This is a genomic window from Staphylococcus saprophyticus subsp. saprophyticus ATCC 15305 = NCTC 7292, from assembly GCF_000010125.1.
Taxonomy (GTDB): domain Bacteria; phylum Bacillota; class Bacilli; order Staphylococcales; family Staphylococcaceae; genus Staphylococcus; species Staphylococcus saprophyticus.
This window is the reverse complement of record NC_007350.1, coordinates 1,447,551-1,473,208: the sequence shown is the minus strand read 5'-3', so window position 1 is coordinate 1,473,208 and position 25,658 is coordinate 1,447,551. Positions and strand designations below refer to the sequence as shown.

The 25,658-nt window shown below is 32.4% G+C and carries 20 protein-coding genes; 16 read left to right on the top strand and 4 right to left on the bottom strand.

The window, feature by feature from the left end:
* The first annotated feature begins 173 nt into the window (after positions 1–173).
* Both guaC and SSP_RS07205 read left to right on the top strand, forming a co-directional pair.
* The gene (gene guaC / locus SSP_RS07210; RefSeq protein WP_011303192.1) at positions 174–1,160 is read left to right on the top strand and encodes a GMP reductase; all 987 of its coding nucleotides are present in this window, start codon (positions 174–176) and stop codon (positions 1,158–1,160) included.
* A gap of 3 nt (positions 1,161–1,163) precedes the next feature.
* The gene (locus SSP_RS07205; protein WP_011303191.1) at positions 1,164–2,186 is read left to right on the top strand and encodes a CAP-associated domain-containing protein; all 1,023 of its coding nucleotides are present in this window, start codon (positions 1,164–1,166) and stop codon (positions 2,184–2,186) included.
* Between the two features lie 199 nt (positions 2,187–2,385).
* On the opposite strand, the gene lexA is transcribed toward SSP_RS07205, so the two are convergent.
* Positions 2,386–3,009, bottom strand: a complete 624-nt coding sequence (gene lexA, locus SSP_RS07200; RefSeq protein ID WP_011303190.1) for a transcriptional repressor LexA — start codon at positions 3,007–3,009, stop codon at positions 2,386–2,388.
* Between the two features lie 142 nt (positions 3,010–3,151).
* On the opposite strand from lexA, the gene sosA reads away from it, so the two are divergent.
* The 8 genes from sosA to sbcC all read left to right on the top strand — a co-directional run bounded on the left by sosA (position 3,152) and on the right by sbcC (position 12,071).
* Complete coding sequence (sosA, locus tag SSP_RS07195; RefSeq protein WP_041784811.1) at positions 3,152–3,385, top strand: DNA damage-induced cell division inhibitor SosA; 234 nt, start codon at positions 3,152–3,154, stop codon at positions 3,383–3,385.
* Between the two features lie 120 nt (positions 3,386–3,505).
* The gene (locus tag SSP_RS07190) at positions 3,506–3,751 is read left to right on the top strand and encodes a DUF896 domain-containing protein (RefSeq protein WP_011303189.1); all 246 of its coding nucleotides are present in this window, start codon (positions 3,506–3,508) and stop codon (positions 3,749–3,751) included.
* Positions 3,752–3,830: 79 nt separating this feature from the next.
* Positions 3,831–5,819 (top strand): transketolase, encoded by a 1,989-nt coding sequence (gene tkt / locus SSP_RS07185; RefSeq protein ID WP_011303188.1) that lies wholly within the window; start codon positions 3,831–3,833, stop codon positions 5,817–5,819.
* A 206-nt stretch (positions 5,820–6,025) separates the two neighbouring features.
* Entirely contained in the window at positions 6,026–6,265 is a 240-nt protein-coding gene (locus SSP_RS07180; RefSeq protein ID WP_011303187.1) for a YneF family protein, read from the top strand.
* A gap of 643 nt (positions 6,266–6,908) precedes the next feature.
* Positions 6,909–7,094: a hypothetical protein gene (locus SSP_RS07175; protein ID WP_011303186.1), complete on the top strand. Its 186-nt coding sequence runs from the start codon at positions 6,909–6,911 to the stop codon at positions 7,092–7,094.
* 237 nt (positions 7,095–7,331) lie between these two features.
* Entirely contained in the window at positions 7,332–7,799 is a 468-nt protein-coding gene (locus SSP_RS07170) for a CcdC family protein (protein ID WP_011303185.1), read from the top strand.
* Between the two features lie 111 nt (positions 7,800–7,910).
* Complete coding sequence (sbcD, locus tag SSP_RS07165) at positions 7,911–9,041, top strand: exonuclease subunit SbcD (protein WP_011303184.1); 1,131 nt, start codon at positions 7,911–7,913, stop codon at positions 9,039–9,041.
* Positions 9,042–12,071: an exonuclease subunit SbcC gene (gene sbcC / locus SSP_RS07160; RefSeq protein ID WP_011303183.1), complete on the top strand. Its 3,030-nt coding sequence runs from the start codon at positions 9,042–9,044 to the stop codon at positions 12,069–12,071.
* Positions 12,072–12,207: 136 nt separating this feature from the next.
* Here the strand turns inward: sbcC and mscL are convergent, their stop codons facing one another.
* Positions 12,208–12,561, bottom strand: coding sequence for a large conductance mechanosensitive channel protein MscL (gene mscL / locus SSP_RS07155; RefSeq protein ID WP_011303182.1), 354 nt, complete (start codon positions 12,559–12,561; stop codon positions 12,208–12,210).
* A 207-nt stretch (positions 12,562–12,768) separates the two neighbouring features.
* On the opposite strand from mscL, the gene SSP_RS07150 reads away from it, so the two are divergent.
* The 3 genes from SSP_RS07150 to menI all read left to right on the top strand — a co-directional run bounded on the left by SSP_RS07150 (position 12,769) and on the right by menI (position 17,960).
* On the top strand, positions 12,769–14,412 hold the full coding sequence (locus SSP_RS07150) for a BCCT family transporter (protein ID WP_011303181.1): 1,644 nt from the start codon (positions 12,769–12,771) through the stop codon (positions 14,410–14,412).
* A 261-nt stretch (positions 14,413–14,673) separates the two neighbouring features.
* Entirely contained in the window at positions 14,674–17,382 is a 2,709-nt protein-coding gene (acnA, locus tag SSP_RS07145; RefSeq protein ID WP_011303180.1) for an aconitate hydratase AcnA, read from the top strand.
* A gap of 119 nt (positions 17,383–17,501) precedes the next feature.
* The gene (menI, locus tag SSP_RS07140) at positions 17,502–17,960 is read left to right on the top strand and encodes a 1,4-dihydroxy-2-naphthoyl-CoA hydrolase MenI (RefSeq protein WP_011303179.1); all 459 of its coding nucleotides are present in this window, start codon (positions 17,502–17,504) and stop codon (positions 17,958–17,960) included.
* A gap of 78 nt (positions 17,961–18,038) precedes the next feature.
* On the opposite strand, the gene SSP_RS07135 is transcribed toward menI, so the two are convergent.
* Together SSP_RS07135 and plsY are read right to left on the bottom strand one after the other, a co-directional pair.
* Complete coding sequence (locus SSP_RS07135; protein WP_002483372.1) at positions 18,039–18,335, bottom strand: HesB/YadR/YfhF family protein; 297 nt, start codon at positions 18,333–18,335, stop codon at positions 18,039–18,041.
* Between the two features lie 331 nt (positions 18,336–18,666).
* The gene (plsY, locus tag SSP_RS07130) at positions 18,667–19,275 is read right to left on the bottom strand and encodes a glycerol-3-phosphate 1-O-acyltransferase PlsY (RefSeq protein WP_002483371.1); all 609 of its coding nucleotides are present in this window, start codon (positions 19,273–19,275) and stop codon (positions 18,667–18,669) included.
* A gap of 200 nt (positions 19,276–19,475) precedes the next feature.
* Between plsY and parE the strand changes: the two genes are divergently transcribed.
* From parE to SSP_RS07115, 3 genes are all read left to right on the top strand, one after another.
* Complete coding sequence (gene parE / locus SSP_RS07125; RefSeq protein ID WP_103301490.1) at positions 19,476–21,470, top strand: DNA topoisomerase IV subunit B; 1,995 nt, start codon at positions 19,476–19,478, stop codon at positions 21,468–21,470.
* Complete coding sequence (gene parC / locus SSP_RS07120; protein ID WP_011303177.1) at positions 21,467–23,869, top strand: DNA topoisomerase IV subunit A; 2,403 nt, start codon at positions 21,467–21,469, stop codon at positions 23,867–23,869. The genes parE and parC overlap by 4 nt, the downstream gene beginning before the upstream one ends.
* A 248-nt stretch (positions 23,870–24,117) precedes the next feature.
* Positions 24,118–25,560, top strand: coding sequence for an alanine/glycine:cation symporter family protein (locus SSP_RS07115; protein WP_011303176.1), 1,443 nt, complete (start codon positions 24,118–24,120; stop codon positions 25,558–25,560).
* The last annotated feature ends 98 nt before the right edge of the window (positions 25,561–25,658 follow it).

Sequence of the window (25,658 nt, the reverse complement as noted above, 5' to 3'; positions counted from 1 at the left end):
GTTTACATTTGATATAAAACAATGTATATTATCTATTGGAAAAGATAAATAAAAAAGTTATTGTTCGGAAAAATGATAAAATTATCAATTATTTCAATGATAATGCTCATTAACATCATGAAAATCTTACCATTATATAAAAGTTTTATTAAAAATGTTAGGGGTTTGTTAAAATGAAAATTTTTGATTATGAAGATATACAACTTGTACCAAATAAATGTATTGTAAACAGTCGTTCGGAATGTGATACAACAATTCAATTTGGACCTAGAAGTTTTAAACTACCTGTAGTACCGGCAAATATGCAAACAGTAATGAATGAAACATTAGCGGAATGGTTCGCTGAGAATGATTATTTCTATATTATGCATAGATTTGATGAAGAAGGTCGTATTCCTTTTATTAAAAAGATGCAAGAAAAAGGTTTATTTGCTTCAATTTCAGTTGGTGTTAAAGAACGCGAATTTGGTTTTGTTGAATCATTAGCTGCTGAAAACGTGATTCCTGAGTATATTACGATTGATATCGCTCATGGACATTCTGATTCAGTTATCAATATGATTAAACATATTAAAAAACATATTCCAGAAGTATTTGTAATTGCTGGAAATGTAGGTACACCAGAAGGCGTACGTGAATTAGAAAATGCAGGCGCTGATGCAACAAAAGTAGGTATTGGACCAGGTAGAGTATGTATTACTAAAATTAAAACTGGATTTGGTACAGGTGGTTGGCAATTATCTGCTTTAAATCATTGTAGTAAAGCAGCGCGTAAACCAATAATAGCAGATGGTGGTATTAGAACACATGGTGATATTGCAAAATCAATTCGTTTTGGTGCATCAATGGTTATGGTAGGATCATTATTTGCTGCACATGAAGAATCACCAGGTGAAACAGTGGAATTAGATGGCAAAATGTATAAAGAATATTTTGGTAGCGCATCTGAATTCCAAAAAGGTGAACATAAAAACGTTGAAGGTAAAAAAATGTTTGTTGAACATAAAGGCTCACTTTTTAATACTTTAACTGAAATGCAACAAGATTTACAAAGTTCAATTTCATATGCAGGTGGCAAAGACTTAAATTCATTAAGAAAAGTAGATTACGTTATCGTAAGAAACTCAATTTTTAATGGTGATAGAGACCAAAATTTATAGTAGGTGTTTAAAATCAGAAGACTTTTATTATATATAGTCATTTTTTTGATCATTGTTTTAGTCGTCCCTATCAAAGAAACGGCACCTATGACATCGTTACAGCAGCAACTCAAATCGAGTGTTGATAGTTGGACTTCAAGCGAAACAGCAACGAACGATGAACTGAAAGTACCTAATAAACAAGATTTTGCTGTGAATAATATTCAAATGAATATGTCAAAACAGGACGTCGATAACAAACTTGGCAAAGCTAAACGAGTGACATCAAATGAATATGGCACACAGTGGCATACGTATTATTCTGATGATTATAGAGCATTTGTAATGGTAAGTTATATTGATGATAGAGTGAATGCACTTTATAGTAATCAAAATCTAATTTCTTCTAAATCGAAAATTAAATACGGTACACCTAAACAAATTGTGCGAGATAGACTTGGCGAACCAATTAAAGATAAACAAAAAGGTAACGTAAAATTTGATGTTCAAGACGATGAGTATGATAATTTTCATAAAGACAGCATTTATACAACGGCATTTTATGATAAACATGAGAACAATAACTTAACTGCGCTTTTACAGGTTAGTGACAAAATGGAAAATCGTTTACAACAACAATATGGTGCACCTTCTGATAATTTAGCCCAAAGTTTCGAACTACAAAACTTTGATTTAGTAAATGCTGAAAGGGTTCAACATAATTTAAATACATTAAGCTATTCATCTAGTATTTCAGATACTGCCAGAAAACACAGTAAAGATATGGCTGATAATAACTATTTTGATCATAACAATTTATCAGGAGAATCTCCTTTTGATAGATTGGAGGCAGATGGTCATGATTTCAATGCAGCAGGAGAAAATTTAGCATATGGTCAAGCAAGTAGTATTTATGCACACCAAGGTTTAATGAATTCATTAGGTCATAGAAAAAATATACTTAAAAAAGAATTTAATACTCTTGGTGTGGGTGTCGATTTTAATAAAAATAGGCAACCTTACTGGACAGAAAATTATACAGGCTAATGTTTTATTATAGTTGTATACGGGTATCTATGATTTGTGAGGATGGATAAGTTATGACAACAAATAAAAAAGATAAAACAGAAGATATACTTGAAAAAGTTAAAGAAGTTTTAGAAAAGAATAGAAAAAAATAGGCGAATGCGCAATTGCGCATTCGCTTATTTTTTTGAGAGTGTCTTAAATTGCTCTAAATTACCAATTACATTTCTCTAAATAATCCGACCACTTTTCCTAAGACAGTAACTTGATCTAAATAAATAGGGTCCATTGAACTATTTTCTGGTTGTAGACGGTAATGTGCTTTTTCCTTAAAGAAGCGTTTGACTGTAGCTTCATTTTCTTCAGTCATAGCGACAATAATATCACCATTTTCGGCAATTGTTTGGCTTCTAACAATGACTTTGTCTCCATCAAGAATACCTGCTTCAATCATACTATTTCCAACTACATTTAAAATAAAAATATCACTATTGTGTGTAGATGTGAAATGTTCTGGTAAAGGGAAGTACTCTTCAACATTTTCAACAGCAGTTATTGGTATACCTGCTGTTACTTTGCCAATTACAGGAACATGAATTGTTTCTTCCATATTAATAGGTTCACCTAATTGTTCAGTTACTATTTCAATGGCACGTGGTTTAGTAGGATCTCTTCTAATATAACCTTTTTCTTCTAATCTAGATAAATGACCATGAACTGTTGAGCTAGATGCGAGACCAACAGCTTCACCGATTTCTCTAACACTTGGTGGGTATCCTTTAGCGTGAACAGTTTGTTTTATATATTCAAAAATCTCATTTTGTCGTTTAGTTAACTCTCTCATAATAGGCACTCCCTAATCTAATTTAACCTAATTATAGCATGTGTATATCCGTTTTACAAACGTTTGTTCGTTTCGGTGTTGACATAGAACAAATGTTCTGATAAAGTAACTATACAAACAAACGTTCTAGGAGTGACTATAAATGATAAAAATATATAAATCTCAAATAAAAGCTTATACAATGGTGTTAATTGCAACTATGGTTCTTTGCGCAATTTTTATATTAAGTGCTTATAACAACGCTAATTCAGAACAGACGTACGAAATGACAGATCACCAAATGACGCAACAATCTAACAATAGCGAACAAAACAATACTAAATTGGAGCAGAAAAGCGAACAAGATTCACAACCCGTAATGGCATCAATGTATTAAAATATATATAAAAGACAATGATTAATGATGATAATAAGGTTGGGTTAAGGTGAGCGAAACAATTTAGTTTCGTTCACTTTTTTGTTATATTTTTTATATTAATAATAACGGAGGTTTATAATGTCTCAAAAAGATGGTGTAGATATAAAAAGAATTAATGAATTAGCAAAAAAGAAAAAGGAACAAGGACTTACAGAAAATGAAGCTAAAGAACAATCGAAATTGCGAAAAGCTTATCTAGAATCTTTTAGAAAAAACTTTAAACAACAAATTGAAAGTACAAGAGTCATTGATCCTGAAGGTAATGATGTCACTCCGGATAAAGTGAAGAAAATTTTAGATGCGAAAGAGAAAGAAGATAAATAGAAAATCAATATTTTGTTAAATAGATATTAAATAAGGTATAATGATATAGAATCTTGTTAGAAGAAAGGAAGTCATTTAGATGAATAAAGAAAAAGATCAATTAGCGGTTGATACGATTAGAGCATTGAGTATCGATGCTGTTGAACAAGCCAATTCAGGACACCCTGGATTACCAATGGGTGCTGCTCCAATGGCATATACACTATGGACACGCCATTTAAATTTTAACCCCCAATCAAAAGATTTCTTTGATAGAGATCGCTTTGTATTATCTGCTGGACATGGTTCTGCTTTATTATATAGTTTATTACATGTTTCAGGTAGTTTAGAATTAGAAGAGTTAAAACAATTTAGACAATGGGGTTCTAAAACACCAGGACACCCAGAATTTAAACATACAGATGGAATTGAAGTAACAACTGGTCCACTTGGACAAGGTTTTGCTATGTCTGTAGGTATGGCGATGGCTGAAAAACACTTAGCTGGTAAATTTAATAAAGAAAATGCTAACGTTGTTGATCATTACACATATGTTCTTGCTTCTGACGGTGACTTAATGGAAGGTATTTCTCATGAAGCAGCTTCTTTAGCAGGTCATAATCAATTAGATAAATTAATCGTTTTATATGATTCAAATGATATCTCGTTAGATGGAGATTTAGATAAAGCATTCTCTGAAGATGTAAAAGGTCGTTTCGAAGCTTACGGTTGGAAACACATTTTAGTTAAAGATGGCAATGATTTAGATGCAATTGATAAAGCTATTGAAGAAGCTAAATCACAAGATGTTCCAACAATTATAGAAATTAAAACTGTAATCGGTTTCGGTGCGCCTAATAAAGAAGGTTCTCACGGTGTGCACGGTGCGCCACTTGGAGAAGATGAAAGAAAATTAGCGTTAGAAAACTATGGTTTAGATCCAGAAAAACGCTTTAATGTACCAGAAGAAGTTTATGAAATCTTCCAACAAAGCATGTTAAAACGTGCAAATGAAAAAGAAGAAGCATGGAATAAACTTGTAGAAACTTACAGTAAAGATTATCCTGAGCTTGCAGAAGAATTTAAATTAGCAATCAGTGGTAAATTGCCTGTCAATTATAGTGAAGCATTACCTCATTTTGAAGCTGGACACAGTGGCGCGTCACGTGCAGACTCAGGTGAAGTGATTCAAGCATTAAGTAAAACAGTGCCTTCATTCTTTGGTGGATCAGCAGATTTAGCTGGTTCAAATAAATCAAATGTTAAAGATGCACCTGATTTCGATAAAGAAACACCAGAAGGTAAAAATATTTGGTTTGGTGTACGTGAATTTGCAATGGGTGCCGCTGTAAATGGTATGGCTGCTCATGGCGGATTACATCCATATGGCGCAACATTCTTTGTATTTAGCGACTACTTAAAACCAGCATTACGCTTATCATCAATTATGGGTCTAAATTCAACATTTATCTTTACACATGACTCAATCGCTGTTGGTGAAGATGGTCCAACTCATGAACCAATCGAACAATTAGCTGGTTTACGTGCAATTCCAAATATGAACGTTATTCGTCCAGCAGATGGTAACGAAACACGTGTTGCTTGGGAAGTTGCTTTAGAATCAGAAGGCACACCAACTTCATTAGTATTAACACGTCAAAATCTTACAACTATGGATCTTTCTAAAGAAACTGTAGAAGAAGGTGTTCGTAAAGGTGCTTATGTAGTATTTGAATCAGATAAAGCACCAGAATTCTTACTATTAGCTACTGGTTCTGAAGTTAACTTAGCTATAGAAGCTGCTAAAGATTTAGAAGCTCAAGGTAAAGGTGTACGTGTTGTTTCTATGCCAAACTGGAACGCTTTTGACCAACAACCTGATGAATATAAAGAATCTGTATTACCATCATCAATTACTAAACGTGTTGCTATTGAAATGGCATCACCACTTGGTTGGCACAAATATGTAGGTACAGAAGGTAAAGTAATTGGTATCGACGGATTTGGTGCTAGTGCTCCTGGAGACTTAGTTGTTGAAAAATATGGCTTTACTAAAGAAAATGTATTAAATCAAATTCAAACATTTTAATTAGTGTAGTGAAAATTGATTTTGTTGGTATGAGAACTTAAGTTCTCATACCATTTTTTATTTTATAATTAAAATAAGCTTATATTTACAAATTGATTTTGAAATTGATATAATACATGAATCGATAATATATATAAATAGAGTTGCTCTTGAAAATGAGCACTAATTTTAGTAAAATTCATTAGGATAGGAAAGTGGGTGAAACAATGGCAACTTGGTTAGCAATCGTATTAATCGTGTTAGCATTAATTTTAGGTTTAGTAGGTGGATTTTTCCTTGCAAGAAAATATATGATGGATTATCTTAAAAAGAACCCACCAATCAATGAAGAAATGCTACGAATGATGATGATGCAAATGGGTCAAAAACCTTCTCAAAAGAAAATAAATCAAATGATGACAATGATGAATAAAAATCAACAAGATCAATTGAAAAAATCTAAATAGAACATCATTAAAGGGCTGGGAGCTACTTGTAAAAAGTAACTTTCAGCCCTTATTTTTTGCTCTGGCAACACAGTGGCAAAATGACTATGAATTTTTAAATCGCATTTATAAATACATTGTTTAGTATTTCATAACTTCTTTTTCATTATTCGGGTACAAAATTATGAATTAAAAGCATTTGGAATGTTTTTGAAAATAATAATTTCAGATGATGAAAATATACCTTTTCTTAATACTACAAATGTAGATAATAAAGGTTATGAAAGTGCATCAAAAAATCAAAGGAAGTGGTTGCTCGATGGTAACACTCAATTCCCAAATTCGATTCAAGTTGCAAAGGTTACTTCACAGCTGTAACTGATGAAAAAGATAAAATTCACTACCCAACAGATAGTGTAAGTCAAAAGTTATAAGATGAATATATGAATGAGGATATTGAGAATTTTAAAAATAAGTTATATAACATTCTTTTTGAAAAATAAGAATACAATAATCAATTTACAATATATTCTTATAGGTAATTTATAGAATGAATACGTAATTAGTGTAGGAGAGTATAACAATAAAAATTCGAATATTCAGAAAAATAATTGATTATAGATTGTAATTTGTTATAATATGAATATAAGGGAGGTAGTAATAAGTGAAGGATGCTTATGCCATGGAAGATAAAGAAGTACTTGATCGACTAGCAAATATGCATATTAACTTTCCGACCGACGAAGCATTTAAGAAATATCATAACGCGATGCAATTACATGATATGAATTATCTTAGATACACTTTAAACGATGCATTGTCCGCATGTACACAAATAAATGCAATATAAAAATACACATGTAGTAAAATCAGCTTAAATATAAGCTGGTTTTATTTTGTGTATATTGTGAATAAGCATTTGACTATGTCGTTTTCTACATAACTAAAAGACATGATATGAACATTAAGCCTTAAATTTTGAAGATTAAATAATAAATTAGGCTATAAATACTGATTATTAATTTATTAAGTGATATACTATCCAAGGTAAAATATCATCTTGTAGAAACACAAAGAAGGTGTAAGCATGTTGTATTTAGTATTTTCAATAGTTTTCGCATTTTTAATGGGTATTGGTGTCATTATAGTCAGAATGAAAGCACAACAATTTCCCGTAAATGAAAAGAAAATTATACTACCTCCATTTTTTATGGCAACAGGTGCATTGATGTACGTGGTACCTTATTTTAGATTAACTGGAACTGAGATTTTAGAATGTATCATTATGGGGTTATTATTTTCTACCATATTAATTTGGACATCTAAATTCGAAACACAGGGTAGTGAAATTTACATGAAACGTTCAAAAGCGTTTCCAATTATTCTTATATCATTGTTGTTAATTCGCACAGTAATCAAAATATTTATAAGTAACCAAATTGATCCAGGGGAAATTGCAGGTATGTTTTTCTTATTAGCATTTTGCATGATTGTACCTTGGAGAATAGCAATGTTATATAAATTCAAAAAAGTTAAAAGTAATTTAATTCAATAAATTATTGCCGTTTATCTATAAAGGTAAACGGCTCTTTTATTATACTTGAAGCGTTATGAAAAATATAATAAACTATTAATACGAACAAACGTTCTAAGAGAGGGCGATATAATGAAAATCATACATACTGCGGATTGGCATTTAGGGCGAATATTAAATGGGAAGTCGTTACTAGAAGACCAAGCGTATATACTAGATAAATTTATTGAGGCAATGAAATTAGAACAACCCGACGTTATTGTCATTGCGGGTGATCTATATGACACAAGTTATCCAAATAAAGATGCGATTCAATTACTTGAACAGACAATTGATATATTAAATTTAGAAATGAGTATTCCTTTAATTATGATTAATGGTAACCATGATAGTAAGGAAAGATTAAATTATGGCTCAAAATGGTTTGAAAAATCACATATGTACATACGTACTGACCTTAATGATATGAATAAACCAGTAACGATTGGGAACGTTGATTTTTACACAATGCCTTTTGCCACTATAAATGAAATGCAATATTTCTTTGATGACAAAGCTATAGAAACACACCAACAGGCTTTAAACAGAGTGTTGGCATATATGCATGAAGTCATAGATGAGAATAAAGTGAATATTTTTGTTGGTCATTTAACAGTACAAGGTGGAATTCGCTCTGAATCTGAAAGGCCGTTGACTATAGGTACAGTTGAGTCAGTTGATGAGAATCTATTTAATCAGTTTGATAGAGTTATGCTTGGACATTTACATCATCCTTTCAGTATTGAATCTAATTTTATAAATTACAGTGGTTCATTGTTACAATATTCATTTTCAGAAACGAAACAACCAAAAGGTTATAAAATAGTAGAAATTAAAAATCAAAAAATAACAGACAAATTTATACCATTAAAGCCTCTAAGACAATTAGAAGTGATTGAAGGTAATTATGAAGATGCAATACAAGAAAAGTTAGAAGTAAAACATAAAGAAAATTATTTACATTTTAAATTAAAGCATATGTCACATGTGAGTGATCCTATGATGCATTTGAAGCAAATTTATCCTAATACTTTAGCGTTAACCAATCAGACGTTTGATTTTAATACATCTATACACCATGAAAATATTGAAATTCAAAAATTAGATGATGAAACAATAATTGATAATTTTTATAATAGTATAACGGGTGAACATTTAACTACGAATCAAAGTAAAAAAATAGAAAAAATTATGACAGCATTACTTGAGGAGGGTTCTAAATAAATGAGACCCATTAAACTGAATTTAACTAATTTCGGTCCCTTTTTAAATGAAACAATTGATTTTAATAATGTAGAAAATAACCAACTCTTTTTAATCAGTGGAAAAACTGGTTCAGGCAAGACGATGATATTTGATGCTATTGTGTTTGCATTATTTGGTGAAGCTTCCACAAAAGATAGAAAAGAAAGCGATTTAAGGAGTCATTTTGCTGAAAGTAAAAAACCAATGGTTGTCGAATTTGAATTTAAATTAAGAAATCAATATTTTAAAATTCAAAGACAAGGTGCATTTATAAAGGAAGGTAATAAAAATAAAACACTAGGGCAACTAGCAGTTTATCAATATGAACAAGATGATTATGCACTTAGAGAAAGTAAAATTAATAGTGGTAATCAATTTATCAAAGCGCTACTAGGTGTGAATGCTGAACAATTTCGACAACTGTTTATATTACCACAGGGTGAATTTAAACGATTTTTACTCTCGAAAAGTGTGGAAAAACAAGATATATTAAGAACACTGTTTAACAGTCAGAGATTTGAAGAAATTCAAAAAAAATTATCTGATGATGTAAAAGAAGTAAGAGAGCAAATAGAAAAAAGGTACAACGATTTAGAAAATCATTGGAAAGAATTGGAAACTTTTGATGATGAAACATTATGCGAGCATAAAGTAATAAGTGCTAGACAAACGAACAATATCATTAAGGTATTACCAGATTTTAAAATGAAAGCACAAATAATACGAGATGACTTTGAACAGAAAAAAGAAATATTAAAAAATAAAGTCAACAGTACAGAAAATGCTTTAAATAATAATATTAAATTAGAGGATGCTTTAAATAAGCTCAATGAAAATCAACAAAAATATGAAGCATTATTAGTTAATGAAAACGAAATCCAAGAAAAAGTTAAGCGTGTAACAGAAATCAACGAAGTAAGACCCATTACGAATTTATTAGAAGTAAAAGAAAATACAATTTCCAAAAAAGGTAAAGTAGCGCAAAGTATTGAAGAAAAATCTAAAAGTATCTTTGATTTGGAGGATAAGATAAAACAAAGTAACCTTGAAGCGGATAACCTTAAAGAGAAGCAAGATGATATTGAGGAACTAAGGCGTTTTATTGAACAGACGCAATTGTTTTTTGAAAAAGCAAATAAATATAAAGATGCCTACAACAATTATCAGTTCACGAAAACAGCATTTACAGATTTAGAAGCGCATTTAACTCAAAAAAATGAGGAAATCAAAGATACTACAGCTAAATTAAATCAACGTCAGCCTGATTATCGAAAGATAGAACAAATTACGGAAGCAATATACAACCTTAATAATGATATTAAACAATTGAAGCAAAATGAAAAAGATAAAATTGAGTATGATGCATTAGAGAAAAGAAAAATGCAAAAGCAACGTAATCTTAAAGATTTAAGTCAAAAGCGTGTGCAACTCAATGAGGAATATAATAATATTGATAAATCTAAATTAGATTTAAACAACAAACAAGATGTAATTGCAACAGTACAAGCAGCTCTACATACTGGTGAAACTTGCCCAATCTGTGGTAATGAAATTCATACATTATCGAGTCACGTGGATTTTGATGAAATAATGGAAAGACATCAACAGCTCACGCTATTAGAAGAAAAAATAGCTACTGTAAAAGGAGATATTATTAAATGTGAAAGTGAATTGTCACACATTGAGGAGCAATTATCAAAATATACTATAGCTTCATTGGAAAATATAAATTATGAAGCTCTAGAAGATGAAGTTGAGAAGAAATATCAAGAAAAGAAAAAAATAGATGAAGAAAATAATGAAATAGAAAAATTAAAAGACCAATTACAACAATATGAAAAAAGTTCACACGATTTACAGATGAATATTCAAAAAAAAGAACACATATTAAAAGAAAATGAAACTGCGATAAACGATTTTGAAAATACAACAGGTTATAAACGGGTTGATGAATTTTTAACAAAATTTGAAGATGCTTATAATCAAATACGCCAATTTGATCAAACGCTAAATGAAATTGAACAAAAAATACAAAATTATAAGAGTACTTTAGCAATAGAAAAAAATAGTGTAACTTATTTAAAAAATAACCTTGCTGAAATAGAAACTGAAATCAATGAGACTGATATGAAAATCAATGAGGAAATGCAACGTATTGGTTTTACATCAATAGAACAAGTTGAAAAAGTAACAGCACAAGCATCAGAAAAGCAAAATTTAGAAAAAGAAATTGAAACTTTCAAAAAAGAGAAACAATCTTACGAATTATATATAGCGCAACTAAAAGCTGAAACAAATAATAAGAAGCTAGATGATACACAACAACTAAAAGAACGATTTGAAGAAATGCAACAAGTATATGAAACAGCTTCAACTGAATTAAGTCAACATGACTATAAAATGGAGTTTAATTCTAAAAAAATAACTGAAATAAATAAAATTATAGATGAGTTAAATAGTGAATTGCAATCTCAACAAGAAGTATTTCAATTAGCAGAAATTTTAGCAGGGAAAAATGAACAAAAATTAACGTTGGAAAATTATGTATTAATATATTACTTGGAGCGTATTCTTACTCAAGCTAATCAGCGCTTAGCAATTATGACGGGACAGAGATACCAATTAACGAGACGAGCTCAAATATCTCAAGGCTATAGTGGACTAGAAATAGATGTGTTCGATGCACATTCAAATCAATCACGCCACATTACATCGTTATCTGGTGGAGAAACATTTCAGGCATCATTAGCATTAGCATTGGGATTAAGTGAAATTGTGCAACAAGAATCAGGTGGGATTTCACTTGATTCAATGTTTGTAGATGAAGGATTTGGTACTTTAGATCAGGAAACACTAGAAACTGCACTAGATACATTGCTAAGTTTAAAATCAACGGGTCGCATGGTTGGGATTATTTCTCACGTAAGTGAACTCAAGCAAAGAATACCGCTTATATTGGAAGTAACCACAGAACAGTATCAAAGTACAACACATTTTAAAAAACAATAGAGTATAAAAAAATATATTTAAATAAGAAAAAAGCCAAGACATTTTGAAATGTCTTGGCTTTTTTGATTTAAACTAGAGCGAACTATGAAAATTTTAAAAAAGCTTAATTTTTTCGCTTTATGCTAATTAAATCGAATTAATTTTTTTCACGTAATAAGTCGCGGATTTCCGTTAATAATACAGTGTTTTCTTCGATTTCTTCTTCCTCTTCTTTCTTCATTAACGTATTAGCAATTTTAACGAAAATGAATAAAGCGAATGCAATGATGATGAAATCAATAATTGATTGAACGAACATACCATATTTAATACCCATAAATGACCAGCTTTCAGCAAAGTCAACAGTACCGAAAATTAAACCAATTAATGGCATGATAATGTATGAAACTAAAGCAGTAACAATTTTATTAAATGCTGCGCCCATAACTACAGCAACTGCTAAATCTAAAACATTACCTTTAAGTGCAAACTCTTTGAATTCCTTTAACATATAATTAACTCCTCTTAATTAAATTTAAAACTTATTATACATTATATGTAAAGTTTAGAAAATAGTTTATTTAATGAAATTTGATATTAACTCATTGTTTTGTTATTGTAATACGTAGCTATTACATAAAATAGTAGTGTTTAGAAATTCTAATCATTCTAATTTAGATTCGAAAATTTAATATGATAAGAAAGGGAGTAATTAATTATGAATTCTTCTAGTAACCAACCTAATGGTAAGAAATTATCTCCAGTTTTTATCTATAGTGCGATTATCGTAGCGATTGTTGTTATTATCGGCGCAGTGTTACCGGAACAATTTGATCATGTTACGAATACAATTAAACTATGGATTACTGATAAACTAGGATGGTATTACTTAATTCTTACAACGTTTATTGTATTCTTCTGTATTTTCCTAATCTTTAGCCCGATTGGTAAATTGAAGTTAGGTAAACCGAACGACAAACCTGAATTTAATACAATTTCATGGTTTGCTATGTTGTTCAGTGCTGGTATGGGTATTGGGCTTGTATTCTATGGTGCAGCAGAACCAATGGCTGACTTTGCAGCGCCGCCAAATGCGGATCCGAAAACTGCAGCAGCTTATACCGAGGCCTTACGTTCAACGTTTTTCCATTGGGGATTCCATGCATGGGCAATTTATGGCGTAGTTGCATTAGCGCTCGCTTATGCCCAATTTAGAAAAGGGGAACCTGGATTAATTTCTAGAACATTACGTCCTATCTTAGGAAATAAAGTTGAAGGCCCAATTGGGACAATCATTGATGTGCTTGCTGTATTCGCTACAGTAGTAGGTGTTGCCGTATCACTAGGTATGGGCGCATTGCAAATCAATGGTGGGCTTCACTATTTATTTGGCATACCAAATAATGTTTGGGTACAAGCAATTATTATTGTAGTTGTAACTATTCTATTTATTATGAGTGCTTGGTCTGGTTTAAGTAAAGGCATCCAATATTTAAGTAATTTAAATATTAGTTTAGGTGCAATTTTAATGATTGCTGTTTTAATCATTGGACCGACAGTATTGATTTTAAATATGATGACAAGTTCTACAGGTACTTTGTTGAACTCATTCTTATTAAATACGTTTGACACTGCAGCTTTAAACCCTCAAAAACGTGAATGGATGTCTAGTTGGACACTTTACTATTGGGGTTGGTGGTTAAGTTGGAGCCCATTCGTAGGTATTTTCATTGCACGTGTATCTAAAGGACGTTCTATTCGTGAATTTATTGCTGGGGTACTTTTAGTACCAGCGTTAGTAAGTTTCGTTTGGTTCAGTGTATTCGGTGTACTTGGAATTGAAACTGGTAAGAAAAATCCAGAATTATTCGATATGACTGCTGAAACACAACTCTTTGGTGTGTTCAATGAAATTCCACTAGGTATTATACTATCTATTATTGCATTAGTATTAATCGCATCATTCTTTATTACCTCTGCTGACTCAGCAACATTTGTATTAGGTATGCAAACGACAAATGGTTCATTAGAGCCTTCTATTATGATTAAAGTTACATGGGGTATCGCACAATCATTAATTGCATTCGTATTATTATTTGCTGGTGGAGGTAATGGTGCTGAAGCATTGAATGCGATTCAAAGTGCCGCCATTATAAGTGCCTTACCGTTCTCCTTTGTAGTGATCATGATGATGATTTCATTCTACAAAGATGCGAACCAAGAGCGTAAGTTCTTAGGACTTACTTTGACACCAAATAAACATAGATTGCAAGATTATGTACAACATCAACAAGAAGATTATGAAGATGATATTATTGAAAAACGTACACCATTAAGAGATGCAGAAAAAGCAGAAAAATAATATTGATTAATAGTCAAAAACTGAGAATCCAATTGGGTTCTCAGTTTTTTTGTAGGATAATGAAATTAGCTGATAATGATTCTCAACTGATAATAATAACTTATTACACCTGCATTTAGCAATAAGTTTTGCTTATGTATACTGATTGAAAAATCAAATCTAATTTAGCCATGTTTCTGGCTCTATCTAGTTGTTTTAAACTACATATAATTATACAATTTAACTAACGGCATATATTAAAAAAATTCAAGGGGGATTTATATGGCTTCTAATATTAAACAGCAAGCGAAAAAATCGTTTGACTTAAATGGGAAATCATACACGTATTATGATTTAAACACTTTAGAAGAACAAGGTTTAACTAAAGTAGCGAAACTGCCATATTCAATTAGAGTATTACTAGAATCTGTTTTAAGACAAGAAGATGGTTTTGTAATTACAGATGAACACATCAAAGCGTTATCTGATTTTACTGAAGGTGCAGAAGGAGAAGTTCCTTTCAAACCTTCACGTGTAATTCTACAAGATTTCACAGGTGTACCTGCTGTCGTAGACTTAGCTTCATTACGTAAAGCCATGAATGATGTAGGTGGCGACTTAAATAAGATCAATCCAGAAGTGCCTGTTGATTTAGTTATCGACCACTCAGTACAAGTAGATAGCTATGCTAATCCAGAAGCGCTAGAACGAAATATGAAATTAGAGTTTGAAAGAAACTATGAACGTTACCAGTTCTTAAATTGGGCAACTAAAGCATTTAATAATTATAGTGCTGTTCCACCAGCAACGGGTATCGTACACCAAGTTAACTTAGAGTACCTAGCTAACGTTGTACATGCACGTGAAGTTGATGGTGAAACTGTTGCATTCCCAGATACATTAGTTGGTACCGATTCACATACGACAATGATTAACGGTCTTGGCGTATTAGGTTGGGGTGTCGGTGGTATTGAAGCCGAAGCTGGTATGTTAGGTCAACCTTCATACTTCCCAATTCCTGAAGTTATTGGTGTTAGACTATCAAATGCTTTACCACAAGGTGCTACTGCAACGGACTTAGCATTACGTGTAACACAAGAGTTACGTAAAAAAGGCGTTGTAGGCAAATTTGTTGAGTTCTTCGGTCCAGGTGTACAACATTTACCATTAGCTGACCGTGCAACAATTGCTAATATGGCTCCTGAATACGGTGCTACTTGTGGTTTCTTCCCAGTAGATGAAGAAGCATTAAAATATATGCGTTTAACAGGTCGTTCTGAAGAACAAATTGACTTAGTTAAAACATATTTAGAAGAAAATAGCATGTTCTTTACTGTAGAAAAAGAAGATCCTGAGTACACAGATGTTGTAGAACTTGATTTAGCTACTGTTGAAGCTTCATTATCAGGTCCTAAACGTCCACAAGATTTAATCTTCTTGAGTGACATGAAAAAAGAATTCGAAAAATCAGTAACTGCACCAGCGGGTAACCAAGGTCATGGTTTTGATAAGAGTGAATTTGATAAAACTGCAACAATTGAATTTAAAGATGGCACTTCAACAACTATGAAGACGGGTGATTTAGCGATCGCTGCGATTACTTCATGTACGAATACATCTAACCCATATGTTATGTTAGGTGCTGGACTTGTTGCTAAAAAAGCAGTTGAAAAAGGTCTTAAAGTACCTGAATATGTTAAAACATCATTAGCTCCAGGTTCAAAAGTTGTTACTGGTTATTTAAGAGATTCTGGTTTAAATGAATATCTTGATGACTTAGGATTCAACCTTGTTGGTTATGGTTGTACAACATGTATCGGTAACTCTGGTCCATTATTAGAAGAAATTGAAAAAGCGATTGCTGAAGAAGATTTACTTGTTACTTCTGTTTTATCAGGTAACCGTAACTTTGAAGGTCGTATTCATCCATTAGTTAAAGCTAACTATTTAGCATCACCACAATTAGTGGTTGCTTATGCTTTAGCTGGTACAGTAGATATTGACTTACAAAATGAACCACTTGGTAAAGGTAAAGATGGCGAAGATGTATATCTAAAAGATATTTGGCCATCAATCAAAGAAGTTTCAGACACAGTTGATACTGTTGTTACACCAGATTTATTTAAAGAAGAGTACGAAACTGTATATAACAATAACGAAATGTGGAATGAAATTGATGTAACGGATCAACCTTTATATGATTTTGATCCAGAATCAACTTATATCCAAAATCCTTCATTTTTCCAAGGTTTATCTAAAGAACCAGGAACAATTGATTCATTAAATAATTTACGAGTAATGGGTAAATTTGGTGATTCTGTAACGACAGACCATATTTCTCCAGCAGGTGCGATTGGTAAAGATACACCAGCAGGTAAATATTTAATTGAACATGGCGTGCCAATTCGTCAATTTAACTCATATGGTTCTCGTCGTGGTAACCATGAAGTTATGGTGCGTGGTACATTTGCGAATATTCGTATTAAAAACCAACTTGCACCTGGTACTGAAGGTGGCTATACTACTTACTGGCCTACAGGTGAACAAATGTCTATATTTGATGCAGCTATGAAATATAAAGAAAACGGTACTGGATTAGTTGTATTAGCAGGTAACGACTACGGTATGGGTTCTTCACGTGACTGGGCAGCCAAAGGTACAAACTTATTAGGCGTTAAAACAGTTATTGCGCAGAGTTACGAACGTATTCACCGTTCAAACTTAGTAATGATGGGCGTATTGCCGCTACAATTCCAAGAGGGCGAATCAGCTGATAGTTTAGGTATCGATGGTACTGAAGTTATCTCTGTAGACATTGATGAAAATGTTAAGCCACACGACTTAGTTAAAGTACAAGCTAAAAAAGACAATGGTGAGGTAATTGAATTTAAAGCTATTGCTCGTTTCGACTCAAATGTAGAAATGGATTACTATCGTCATGGTGGTATCTTACAACTTGTATTAAGAAATAAGCTAGCTGGACAACAATAAAAAAACAAACCTGTATAATAAGTTTACTGATGGACTGGCCATATGCTAGTCCATCTTTTTTATGTTAATATTTAAGGTATGATATGTATCAGTAGAAATATTGAAAAGAGGATGCAAAAATGATTTACAGTATGACACAAATTGAAGCACGTTATTCAGAAACTGATCAAATGGGTGTAATCTATCATGGTAATTATCCTACGTGGTTTGAAGTAGCAAGAACAGATTATATTTCTAAACTAGGTTTTAGTTATAAGGATATGGAAGATAGTGGTATTATTTCGCCAGTAATCGATTTAGATATCAAGTATATTAAATCGATCTTTTATCCGGAAAAAGTAACAATAAAAACATGGGTTGAAAGATATTCACGTTTGCGATCCATATATAAATATGAAATCTATAATGAAGCAGGGGAACTTGCAACAACAGGTTCAACGGCATTGACTTGTATAAAAAAAGAAGATTTCAAACCAATTAGATTAGATAAATATTTCCCTGAGTGGCATGCAACTTATAGTGAAGTTGATAAAAGAAACAAGGCTGGAGAGTGCTTAGAGGTCATAAACGGCTTATAAAACGAAGTGGTTAATATCTATATCTATATATAATAAAAAGCGTCTGACACTTGAGCCAGGCGCTTTTTATTATATAGGTTATTTTGTAGCATATGAAATTTCATCAATGCCATCATTTACGTCAATAAATAAATTATGGTCTTCAAAATACCATAAATCTTTTTCAGCAATTACGACATCTAAACCGTCGTAATGATTTTCATAACCAATTTCAACATCCTCTTTTTTGTCAACGCTAAATGCAGGACTGAATCCTTGTTTTAATTGGAATTCGCCACCATAACGTACAAAGAATTGTAAGACTTTGTCACCTTCAGGTAATTCAAGTTCTTCTTTAAACCAAGACACGGCATTATTTGAAAGTTCTATTTCCATAATAAAAGTCTCCTTTCGGTTCACAAGTACTTAACTTATGACTATTGGCAACTAAATTGAATTAGTATTTTTATATATTACCCACTTTCAGTAATATTAAAAGTAGTATAACATAATTTTTCAATTAGTTATGTCAAATCATTCTACAATGCGGAGAAATATATATAACGCATGATAATGATACATATAAGTAGTATAATAGAATTAATGATCATAAAGCTGTGTTTAAATCTTACGATTCAATATGTGATATAAAAAAGCTGGAGGCATTAACGCCCCAGCTCAAATTTTGTTTACAACATATTATTTTGTAGAACGACTATTGTAATAGTTACATCCATTTAATTTTAGGTTCTTCACCCTTAAATATCCTTACAATATTAGTTCGATGTCTAATAATGAGCAATACACCGACACCAATACTAACAATAAATAGGATATAGTCTCGAATTAATAATGCACCAATGACGCAACAAATAGATGCAATGATACTTGATAACGATACATATTTTGTTAAATATAATATTCCAAAGAAAATTGCTGCTAATATTAATAATAAGACAGGATTGACACCTAGTATGACACCAGCACTTGTTGCAACGGCTTTTCCTCCTTTGAATCCAAGATAAACTGGATATACATGGCCTAAAATTGCAAAAGCACCAACAATAAGTCCATTTGTGAAAAATGTAGTTATTGGGCCTTCAGCTTGGACAGGTAACCATAGTGGAAAGAACACTACAATGAACCCTTTAAATATATCTAGGAAAGTTACAAGAAATCCAGCAGGTTTTCCTAATACTCTAAAGCTGTTTGTTGCCCCAGTGTTACCACTTCCGAATTGACGGATATCTTTTTTGAAAAATAGTTTACCTATTACATAGCCACTTGGGAAAGCACCGATAAGGTAACTTAGTATTAACATGATTACAATCATCATATATAATCCACATCCTTTAATGACATTAAAATTATTTTACCATATAAGCATAGGATAATACGAATGAAAATTTAAAATGGGTATTATTTCTCAATTGAAAATTCATTTGATACTTGCATTTTATCAAGATTTATATAAGAATAACTAATGTATAGTTTTAAAAACGAACGTACGTTTGTAGGAGGGCGAAACGATTGGCAATGAATAAGAAAAATAATTATTCGGATGATTCCATTCAGGTACTTGAGGGATTAGAGGCCGTAAGAAAAAGACCTGGGATGTATATTGGTTCTACCGATAAACGTGGATTACATCATCTAGTATATGAAGTTGTCGATAATTCCGTCGATGAAGTATTAAATGGTTTTGGTAGCGAAATCCAAGTTACAATTAATAAAGATGAAAGCATTACAATTGAAGATAATGGTCGTGGGATGCCAACAGGTATACATACATCTGGAAAACCTACAGTACAAGTCATTTTCACAATACTTCATGCTGGTGGAAAATTTGGACAAGGCGGATATAAAACATCAGGTGGATTACATGGTGTTGGTGCCTCCGTTGTTAATGCATTAAGTGAATGGTTAGAAGTAGAAATATACAGAGATGGCAATATCTATACTCAAAGTTTTGCACAAGGTGGTAAACCAACAACTGGTTTGGTTAAACACGGGAAGACTAAAAAGACTGGAACTAAGGTGACATTTAAACCAGATCCAGAGATATTTAAATCAGCAACATCTTTTAATTATGATGTTTTAAGTGAGCGACTTCAGGAGTCAGCTTTTTTACTAAAGCGTCTTAAAATAACATTGAAAGACTTAAGAGCTGGAAAAGAACGTGAAGATGTTTTTCACTATGAAGATGGTATTAAAGAATTCGTTGCTTATGTTAATGAAGGCAAAGAAGTTTTACATGATGTAGCCGACTTTTCTGGTGAAGCTAATAATATCGAAGTTGAAGTTGCATTCCAATACAATGATCAATATTCAGAAGGTATTTTGAGCTTCGTTAATAATGTGCGTACAAAAGACGGGGGTACACATGAAGTTGGCTTCAAATCTGCAATGACACGTGTATTTAATGATTATGCACGCCGTATTAATGAACTAAAAGAAAAAGATAAAAATTTAGATGGAAATGATATTAGAGAAGGGTTAACAGCTATTATTTCCATCCGTATTCCGGAAGAGTTACTTCAATTTGAAGGACAAACAAAGTCTAAATTGGGTACACCAGAAGCTAGAAGTGCAGTGGATTCTGTAGTAGCAGACAAACTTCCATATTATTTAGAAGAAAAAGGTCAGTTATCAAAATCACTTGTTAAAAAAGCGCTGAAAGCACAACAAGCTAGAGAAGCTGCGCGTAAAGCTCGTGAAGATGCACGTTCCGGTAAGAAAAATAAACGTAAAGATACTTTACTTTCAGGTAAATTAACACCAGCTCAAAGTAAAAATACTGAGAAGAAAGAACTTTATCTTGTTGAGGGTGACTCAGCAGGTGGTTCAGCAAAATTAGGTAGAGATCGTAAATACCAGGCTATTCTGCCTTTAAGAGGTAAAGTCATTAACACAGAAAAAGCACGTCTAGATGACATATTTAAAAATGAAGAAATTAATACGATTATTCATACTATTGGTGCTGGTGTTGGTAATGAATTTAAAATTGAAGATAGTAATTATAACAGAATAATTATTATGACTGATGCGGATACGGATGGTGCACATATACAAGTACTGTTATTAACATTTTTCTTTAAATATATGAAACCACTTGTAGAAGCTGGAAGGGTATTTATTGCCTTACCCCCCCTCTATAAATTAGAAAAAGGGAAAGGCGCCTCAAGAAAAATCGAATACGCATGGACTGATGAAGAATTAGAAAAATTACAAAAAAAATTAGGCAAAGGTTTCTCATTACAACGTTATAAAGGTTTAGGTGAAATGAACGCTGATCAATTATGGGAAACGACAATGAACCCAGATACAAGAACACTCATCAGAGTTCAAGTTGAAGATGAATTACGTTCTTCTAAACGTGTAACAACATTAATGGGTGACAAAGTTGCGCCTAGACGTGAATGGATAGAAAACCATGTTGAATTTGGATTACAAGAAGAACAAAGTATATTAGACAATAATGAAATCCAAATTTTAGAACAGGAACATCCTAATGAGGAGGAAATCAATTGAGTGAAATAATTCAAGATTTATCGCTAGAAGATGTTATTGGCGATCGTTTTGGTAGATATAGTAAATACATCATTCAAGAGCGTGCATTGCCAGACGTTCGTGATGGGCTCAAACCTGTTCAAAGACGTATTTTGTATGCTATGTATTCTAGTGGTAACACATATGATAAAAATTTCCGTAAAAGTGCTAAAACAGTCGGTGACGTAATTGGACAGTATCACCCTCATGGCGACTCATCTGTGTATGATGCTATGGTAAGACTCAGTCAGGGATGGAAGCTGTGTCATGTGCTCATAGAAATGCAAGGGAATAACGGTAGTATCGACAATGACCCGGCTGCAGCAATGCGTTATACAGAAGCTAAGTTAAGTCGTATTTCTGAAGAACTTTTAAGAGATATTAATAAAGAAACAGTACCATTCATGCCAAACTATGATGATACTACTTTGGAACCGATGGTATTACCAGCAAGGTTACCTAATTTATTAATTAACGGAAGTACGGGTATTTCTGCTGGTTATGCAACAGATATTCCACCACATAATTTGGGTGAGGTGATTCAGGCTACACTTAAATTTATCGATAATCCTGATATCACAGTAGCTCAGTTGATGAAGTATGTTAAAGGACCAGATTTCCCAACAGGTGGCATTATACAAGGTATAGATGGTATAAAAAAAGCTTATGAAACTGGTAAAGGTAAAATTATTGTTCGTTCAAAAGTCGAAGATGAAGAATTAAGAAATGGCAGAAAGCAATTAATTGTTACTGAAGTCCCATATGAAGTGAATAAGAGTTCACTTGTTAAAAAGATGGATGAATTACGTGCTGATAAAAAAGTGGATGGTATTGTTGAGGTAAGAGATGAGACAGACCGTACTGGATTACGTATTGCCATTGAATTGAAAAAGGACGTAAATAGTGAAGCTGTATTAAATTACTTATACAAAAATACAGATTTACAAGTTGCTTATAACTTTAATATGGTTGCTATTAGTGAAGGTAGACCAGTATTAATGGGGATTCGTCAATTTATTGATAGTTATTTAAATCATCAAATTGATGTTGTGACTAAACGTACACGTTATGAATTAGATCATGCTGAAAGCAGAATGCATATTGTTGAAGGTCTTATGAAAGCATTATCTATTTTAGATGAAGTTATCAAGTTAATTAGAGCTTCTAAGAATAAAAAAGATGCTAAAGACAACTTAGTCGCTGAATTTGATTTTACAGAGGCACAGGCCGAAGCGATCGTAACACTACAATTATATCGTTTAACGAACACAGATATTGTGCAACTACAAGAAGAGCACGATGAATTAAAATCACTAATTGGACGTTTAAAAAATATTTTAGATGATCATAGTGCACTTTTAAATGTAATAAAAGAAGAATTAACAGAAATTCGCAATCGTTTTAAACAAGGGCGTTTGTCTTCAATAGAAGCAGAGATTTCTGAAATTAAAATTGATAAAGAAGTTATGATTCCTAGTGAAACGGTTATTATGAGTGTTACAAAACACGGTTATATAAAACGCACTTCATTACGTAGTTATAATGCCAGTGGCGTAAATGAAATTGGTGTAAAAGACGGTGATGTACTTATGAAACATCAAGAAGTCAATACACTTGATACTGCATTGGTCTTTACTAATAAAGGGCGTTATCTATTTATTCCAGTACATAAATTAGCTGAAATTAAATGGAAAGAATTAGGTCAACATGTTTCTCAAATTGTGCCACTTGATGAAGGTGAATTTATCATCGATGCGTATTGCGAAAGTGATTTTAAACCAGACGCATTTTATATTTTAGCTACGCGTCATGGAATGATTAAACGCAGTAATGTTTCTATGTTTAAAACATCACGATTCAATAAACCTCTCGTTGCAATGAAAGTGAAAGATGATGACGAAATTATTAATGTCATGCGCATAGACTCTACTCAATTAATTACTGTTATTACAAATAAAGGTATGTCATTAACCTATAGTAGTGATGAACTCTCTGATACAGGATTGAGAGCAGCTGGCGTTAAATCAATTAATCTAAAAGATGAAGACTTCGCCGTGTTAACACAGGTCATTAGTGCAAACAACTCAATTTTAATGGCAACACAACGAGGATCACTAAAACGTATTGGTTTCAAAGTACTACAAACAGCCAAACGTGCACAACGTGGAATTACATTACTGAAAGAATTGAAAAAGTCACCGCATCGTATTGTAGCGGCTGACGTAATTCAACCTGAGCACACGACTTACACAATTTATTCTGATAAACAACAAGAATCTGGCGCCATTAAAGATATTCATTTGTCTGAACAATATACAAATGGCAGCTTTATTGTAGATACAAGTGAATTTGGTGAAATTATTGACTTAGAAGTTAATTAGGGGTAATTTTTTAAAAATTATTAGTAAATACAACTATATAGTGATAAAATACCAGTTAGGTGCAATAAATTATTAAAAAAGAGGTTTATAGCAGTGTGAAAAGTATCGTATTAGGCGTATGACTAGGGCGTACTTTTTCATCATTTTATAAGTGGCATGTAATGAAATGTTACAATTCCTTATAAGACTGTCTATAAATCTCTTGCTCTAATTTGAAATTAAATATTACATAGATGAGAGGGATTAAATTGAAAGATTTTGATAGTTTAATTCCAGATTGGTTCAAAGCTTTTGTTCAAGTCGGGAATGATTTAATCTGGTCACAATATCTAATTGGACTTTTAATAACAGCAGGTATATTCTTTACTATCGGCTCTAAATTTGTGCAATTAAGATGGATTCCAGAAATGTTTCGTGCTATTGGTGAAAAACCTGAAACATTAGATAACGGTAAAAAAGGTATTTCTCCATTCCAAGCATTTGCGATAAGTGCTGGTTCTAGGGTTGGTACTGGTAATATAGCGGGTGTTGCTACAGCTATAGTACTTGGTGGTCCTGGTGCAGTCTTTTGGATGTGGGTTATTGCATTTATAGGTGCAGCGAGTGCGTTTATTGAAGCAACTTTAGCACAAGTATACAAAGTGCCTGATGAAGAAGGCGGTTACCGCGGTGGACCAGCTTATTACATAACTAAAGGTTTAAATCAAAAATGGTTAGGTATCGTGTTTGCTGTATTAATTACGGTTACTTTTGCTTTTGTATTTAATACAGTTCAATCTAATACAATTGCTGAATCATTGAAAACACAATATAATGTAGATCCTATAATAACAGGCATTATTTTAGCGGTACTTACTGCTATCATTATATTTGGTGGTGTACGTAGTATCGCCAATTTATCTTCAGTTATTGTACCTGTTATGGCTATTATTTATATCGGTTTAGTTCTAGTGATTCTTATCATGAACTATGATCAAATTATTCCAATGATTTCTACAATTATTAAAAGTGCATTTGGATTTGAACAAGTAACAGGTGGTGCAGTTGGTGCTGCCATACTACAAGGTGTAAAACGTGGTCTATTTTCTAATGAAGCTGGTATGGGTTCTGCGCCTAACGCAGCAGCGACAGCAGCACCACCACACCCTGTTAAACAAGGTTTAATTCAAGCACTCGGTGTATTCTTTGACACGATGCTAGTTTGTACAGCAACGGCTATTATGATATTGCTTTATAGCGGTTTAGAGTTTGGTGAAAATGCATCACAAGGTGTTGCCGTAACGCAATCAGCTTTAAATGAGCATCTTGGTAGTGCTGGTGGTATATTCTTAACGATTGCCATTACACTCTTTGCATTTTCTTCAGTAGTTGGTAATTATTACTACGGCCAATCTAATATTGAGTTCTTATCAAAAAATAGAACGATATTATTTATCTTTAGATGTTTAGTTGTCGTTTTAGTGTTTGTTGGTGCAGTAATTAAGACAGAAACTGTTTGGAGTACTGCAGATGTATTTATGGGATTGATGGCGATTGTCAACTTGGTAGCAATCATAGGTCTTTCAAACATTGCATTTGCTGTTATGAACGATTACCAACGTCAACGTAAAGCTGGCAAAAAACCAGTTTTCAAACCAGAAGAATTGGAAATCAATTTATTTGGTATTGAAAGTTGGGGCATGAAAAAATAATCAAATTGATAATTAGTTCATAAATATCAAAGCTTAAAGCGTCTTTTAAGATTGTCACGATAAAGTGACATCTTAGAGGCGTTTTTTGTTTTTTTAAT

What these genes read in the sequence shown, in the direction of transcription:
- guaC (WP_011303192.1), top strand. Translation starts at nt 174, where the DNA reads ATGAAAATTTTTGATTATGAAGATATACAACTTGTACCAAATAAATGT.
- lexA (WP_011303190.1), bottom strand. Translation starts at nt 3,009, where the DNA reads ATGAGAGAGTTAACTAAACGACAAAATGAGATTTTTGAATATATAAAA.
- sosA (WP_041784811.1), top strand. Translation starts at nt 3,152, where the DNA reads ATGATAAAAATATATAAATCTCAAATAAAAGCTTATACAATGGTGTTA.
- SSP_RS07190 (WP_011303189.1), top strand. Translation starts at nt 3,506, where the DNA reads ATGTCTCAAAAAGATGGTGTAGATATAAAAAGAATTAATGAATTAGCA.
- tkt (WP_011303188.1), top strand. Translation starts at nt 3,831, where the DNA reads ATGAATAAAGAAAAAGATCAATTAGCGGTTGATACGATTAGAGCATTG.
- SSP_RS07180 (WP_011303187.1), top strand. Translation starts at nt 6,026, where the DNA reads ATGGCAACTTGGTTAGCAATCGTATTAATCGTGTTAGCATTAATTTTA.
- SSP_RS07170 (WP_011303185.1), top strand. Translation starts at nt 7,332, where the DNA reads ATGTTGTATTTAGTATTTTCAATAGTTTTCGCATTTTTAATGGGTATT.
- sbcD (WP_011303184.1), top strand. Translation starts at nt 7,911, where the DNA reads ATGAAAATCATACATACTGCGGATTGGCATTTAGGGCGAATATTAAAT.
- sbcC (WP_011303183.1), top strand. Translation starts at nt 9,042, where the DNA reads ATGAGACCCATTAAACTGAATTTAACTAATTTCGGTCCCTTTTTAAAT.
- mscL (WP_011303182.1), bottom strand. Translation starts at nt 12,561, where the DNA reads ATGTTAAAGGAATTCAAAGAGTTTGCACTTAAAGGTAATGTTTTAGAT.
- SSP_RS07150 (WP_011303181.1), top strand. Translation starts at nt 12,769, where the DNA reads ATGAATTCTTCTAGTAACCAACCTAATGGTAAGAAATTATCTCCAGTT.
- acnA (WP_011303180.1), top strand. Translation starts at nt 14,674, where the DNA reads ATGGCTTCTAATATTAAACAGCAAGCGAAAAAATCGTTTGACTTAAAT.
- menI (WP_011303179.1), top strand. Translation starts at nt 17,502, where the DNA reads ATGATTTACAGTATGACACAAATTGAAGCACGTTATTCAGAAACTGAT.
- SSP_RS07135 (WP_002483372.1), bottom strand. Translation starts at nt 18,335, where the DNA reads ATGGAAATAGAACTTTCAAATAATGCCGTGTCTTGGTTTAAAGAAGAA.
- plsY (WP_002483371.1), bottom strand. Translation starts at nt 19,275, where the DNA reads ATGATGATTGTAATCATGTTAATACTAAGTTACCTTATCGGTGCTTTC.
- parE (WP_103301490.1), top strand. Translation starts at nt 19,476, where the DNA reads ATGAATAAGAAAAATAATTATTCGGATGATTCCATTCAGGTACTTGAG.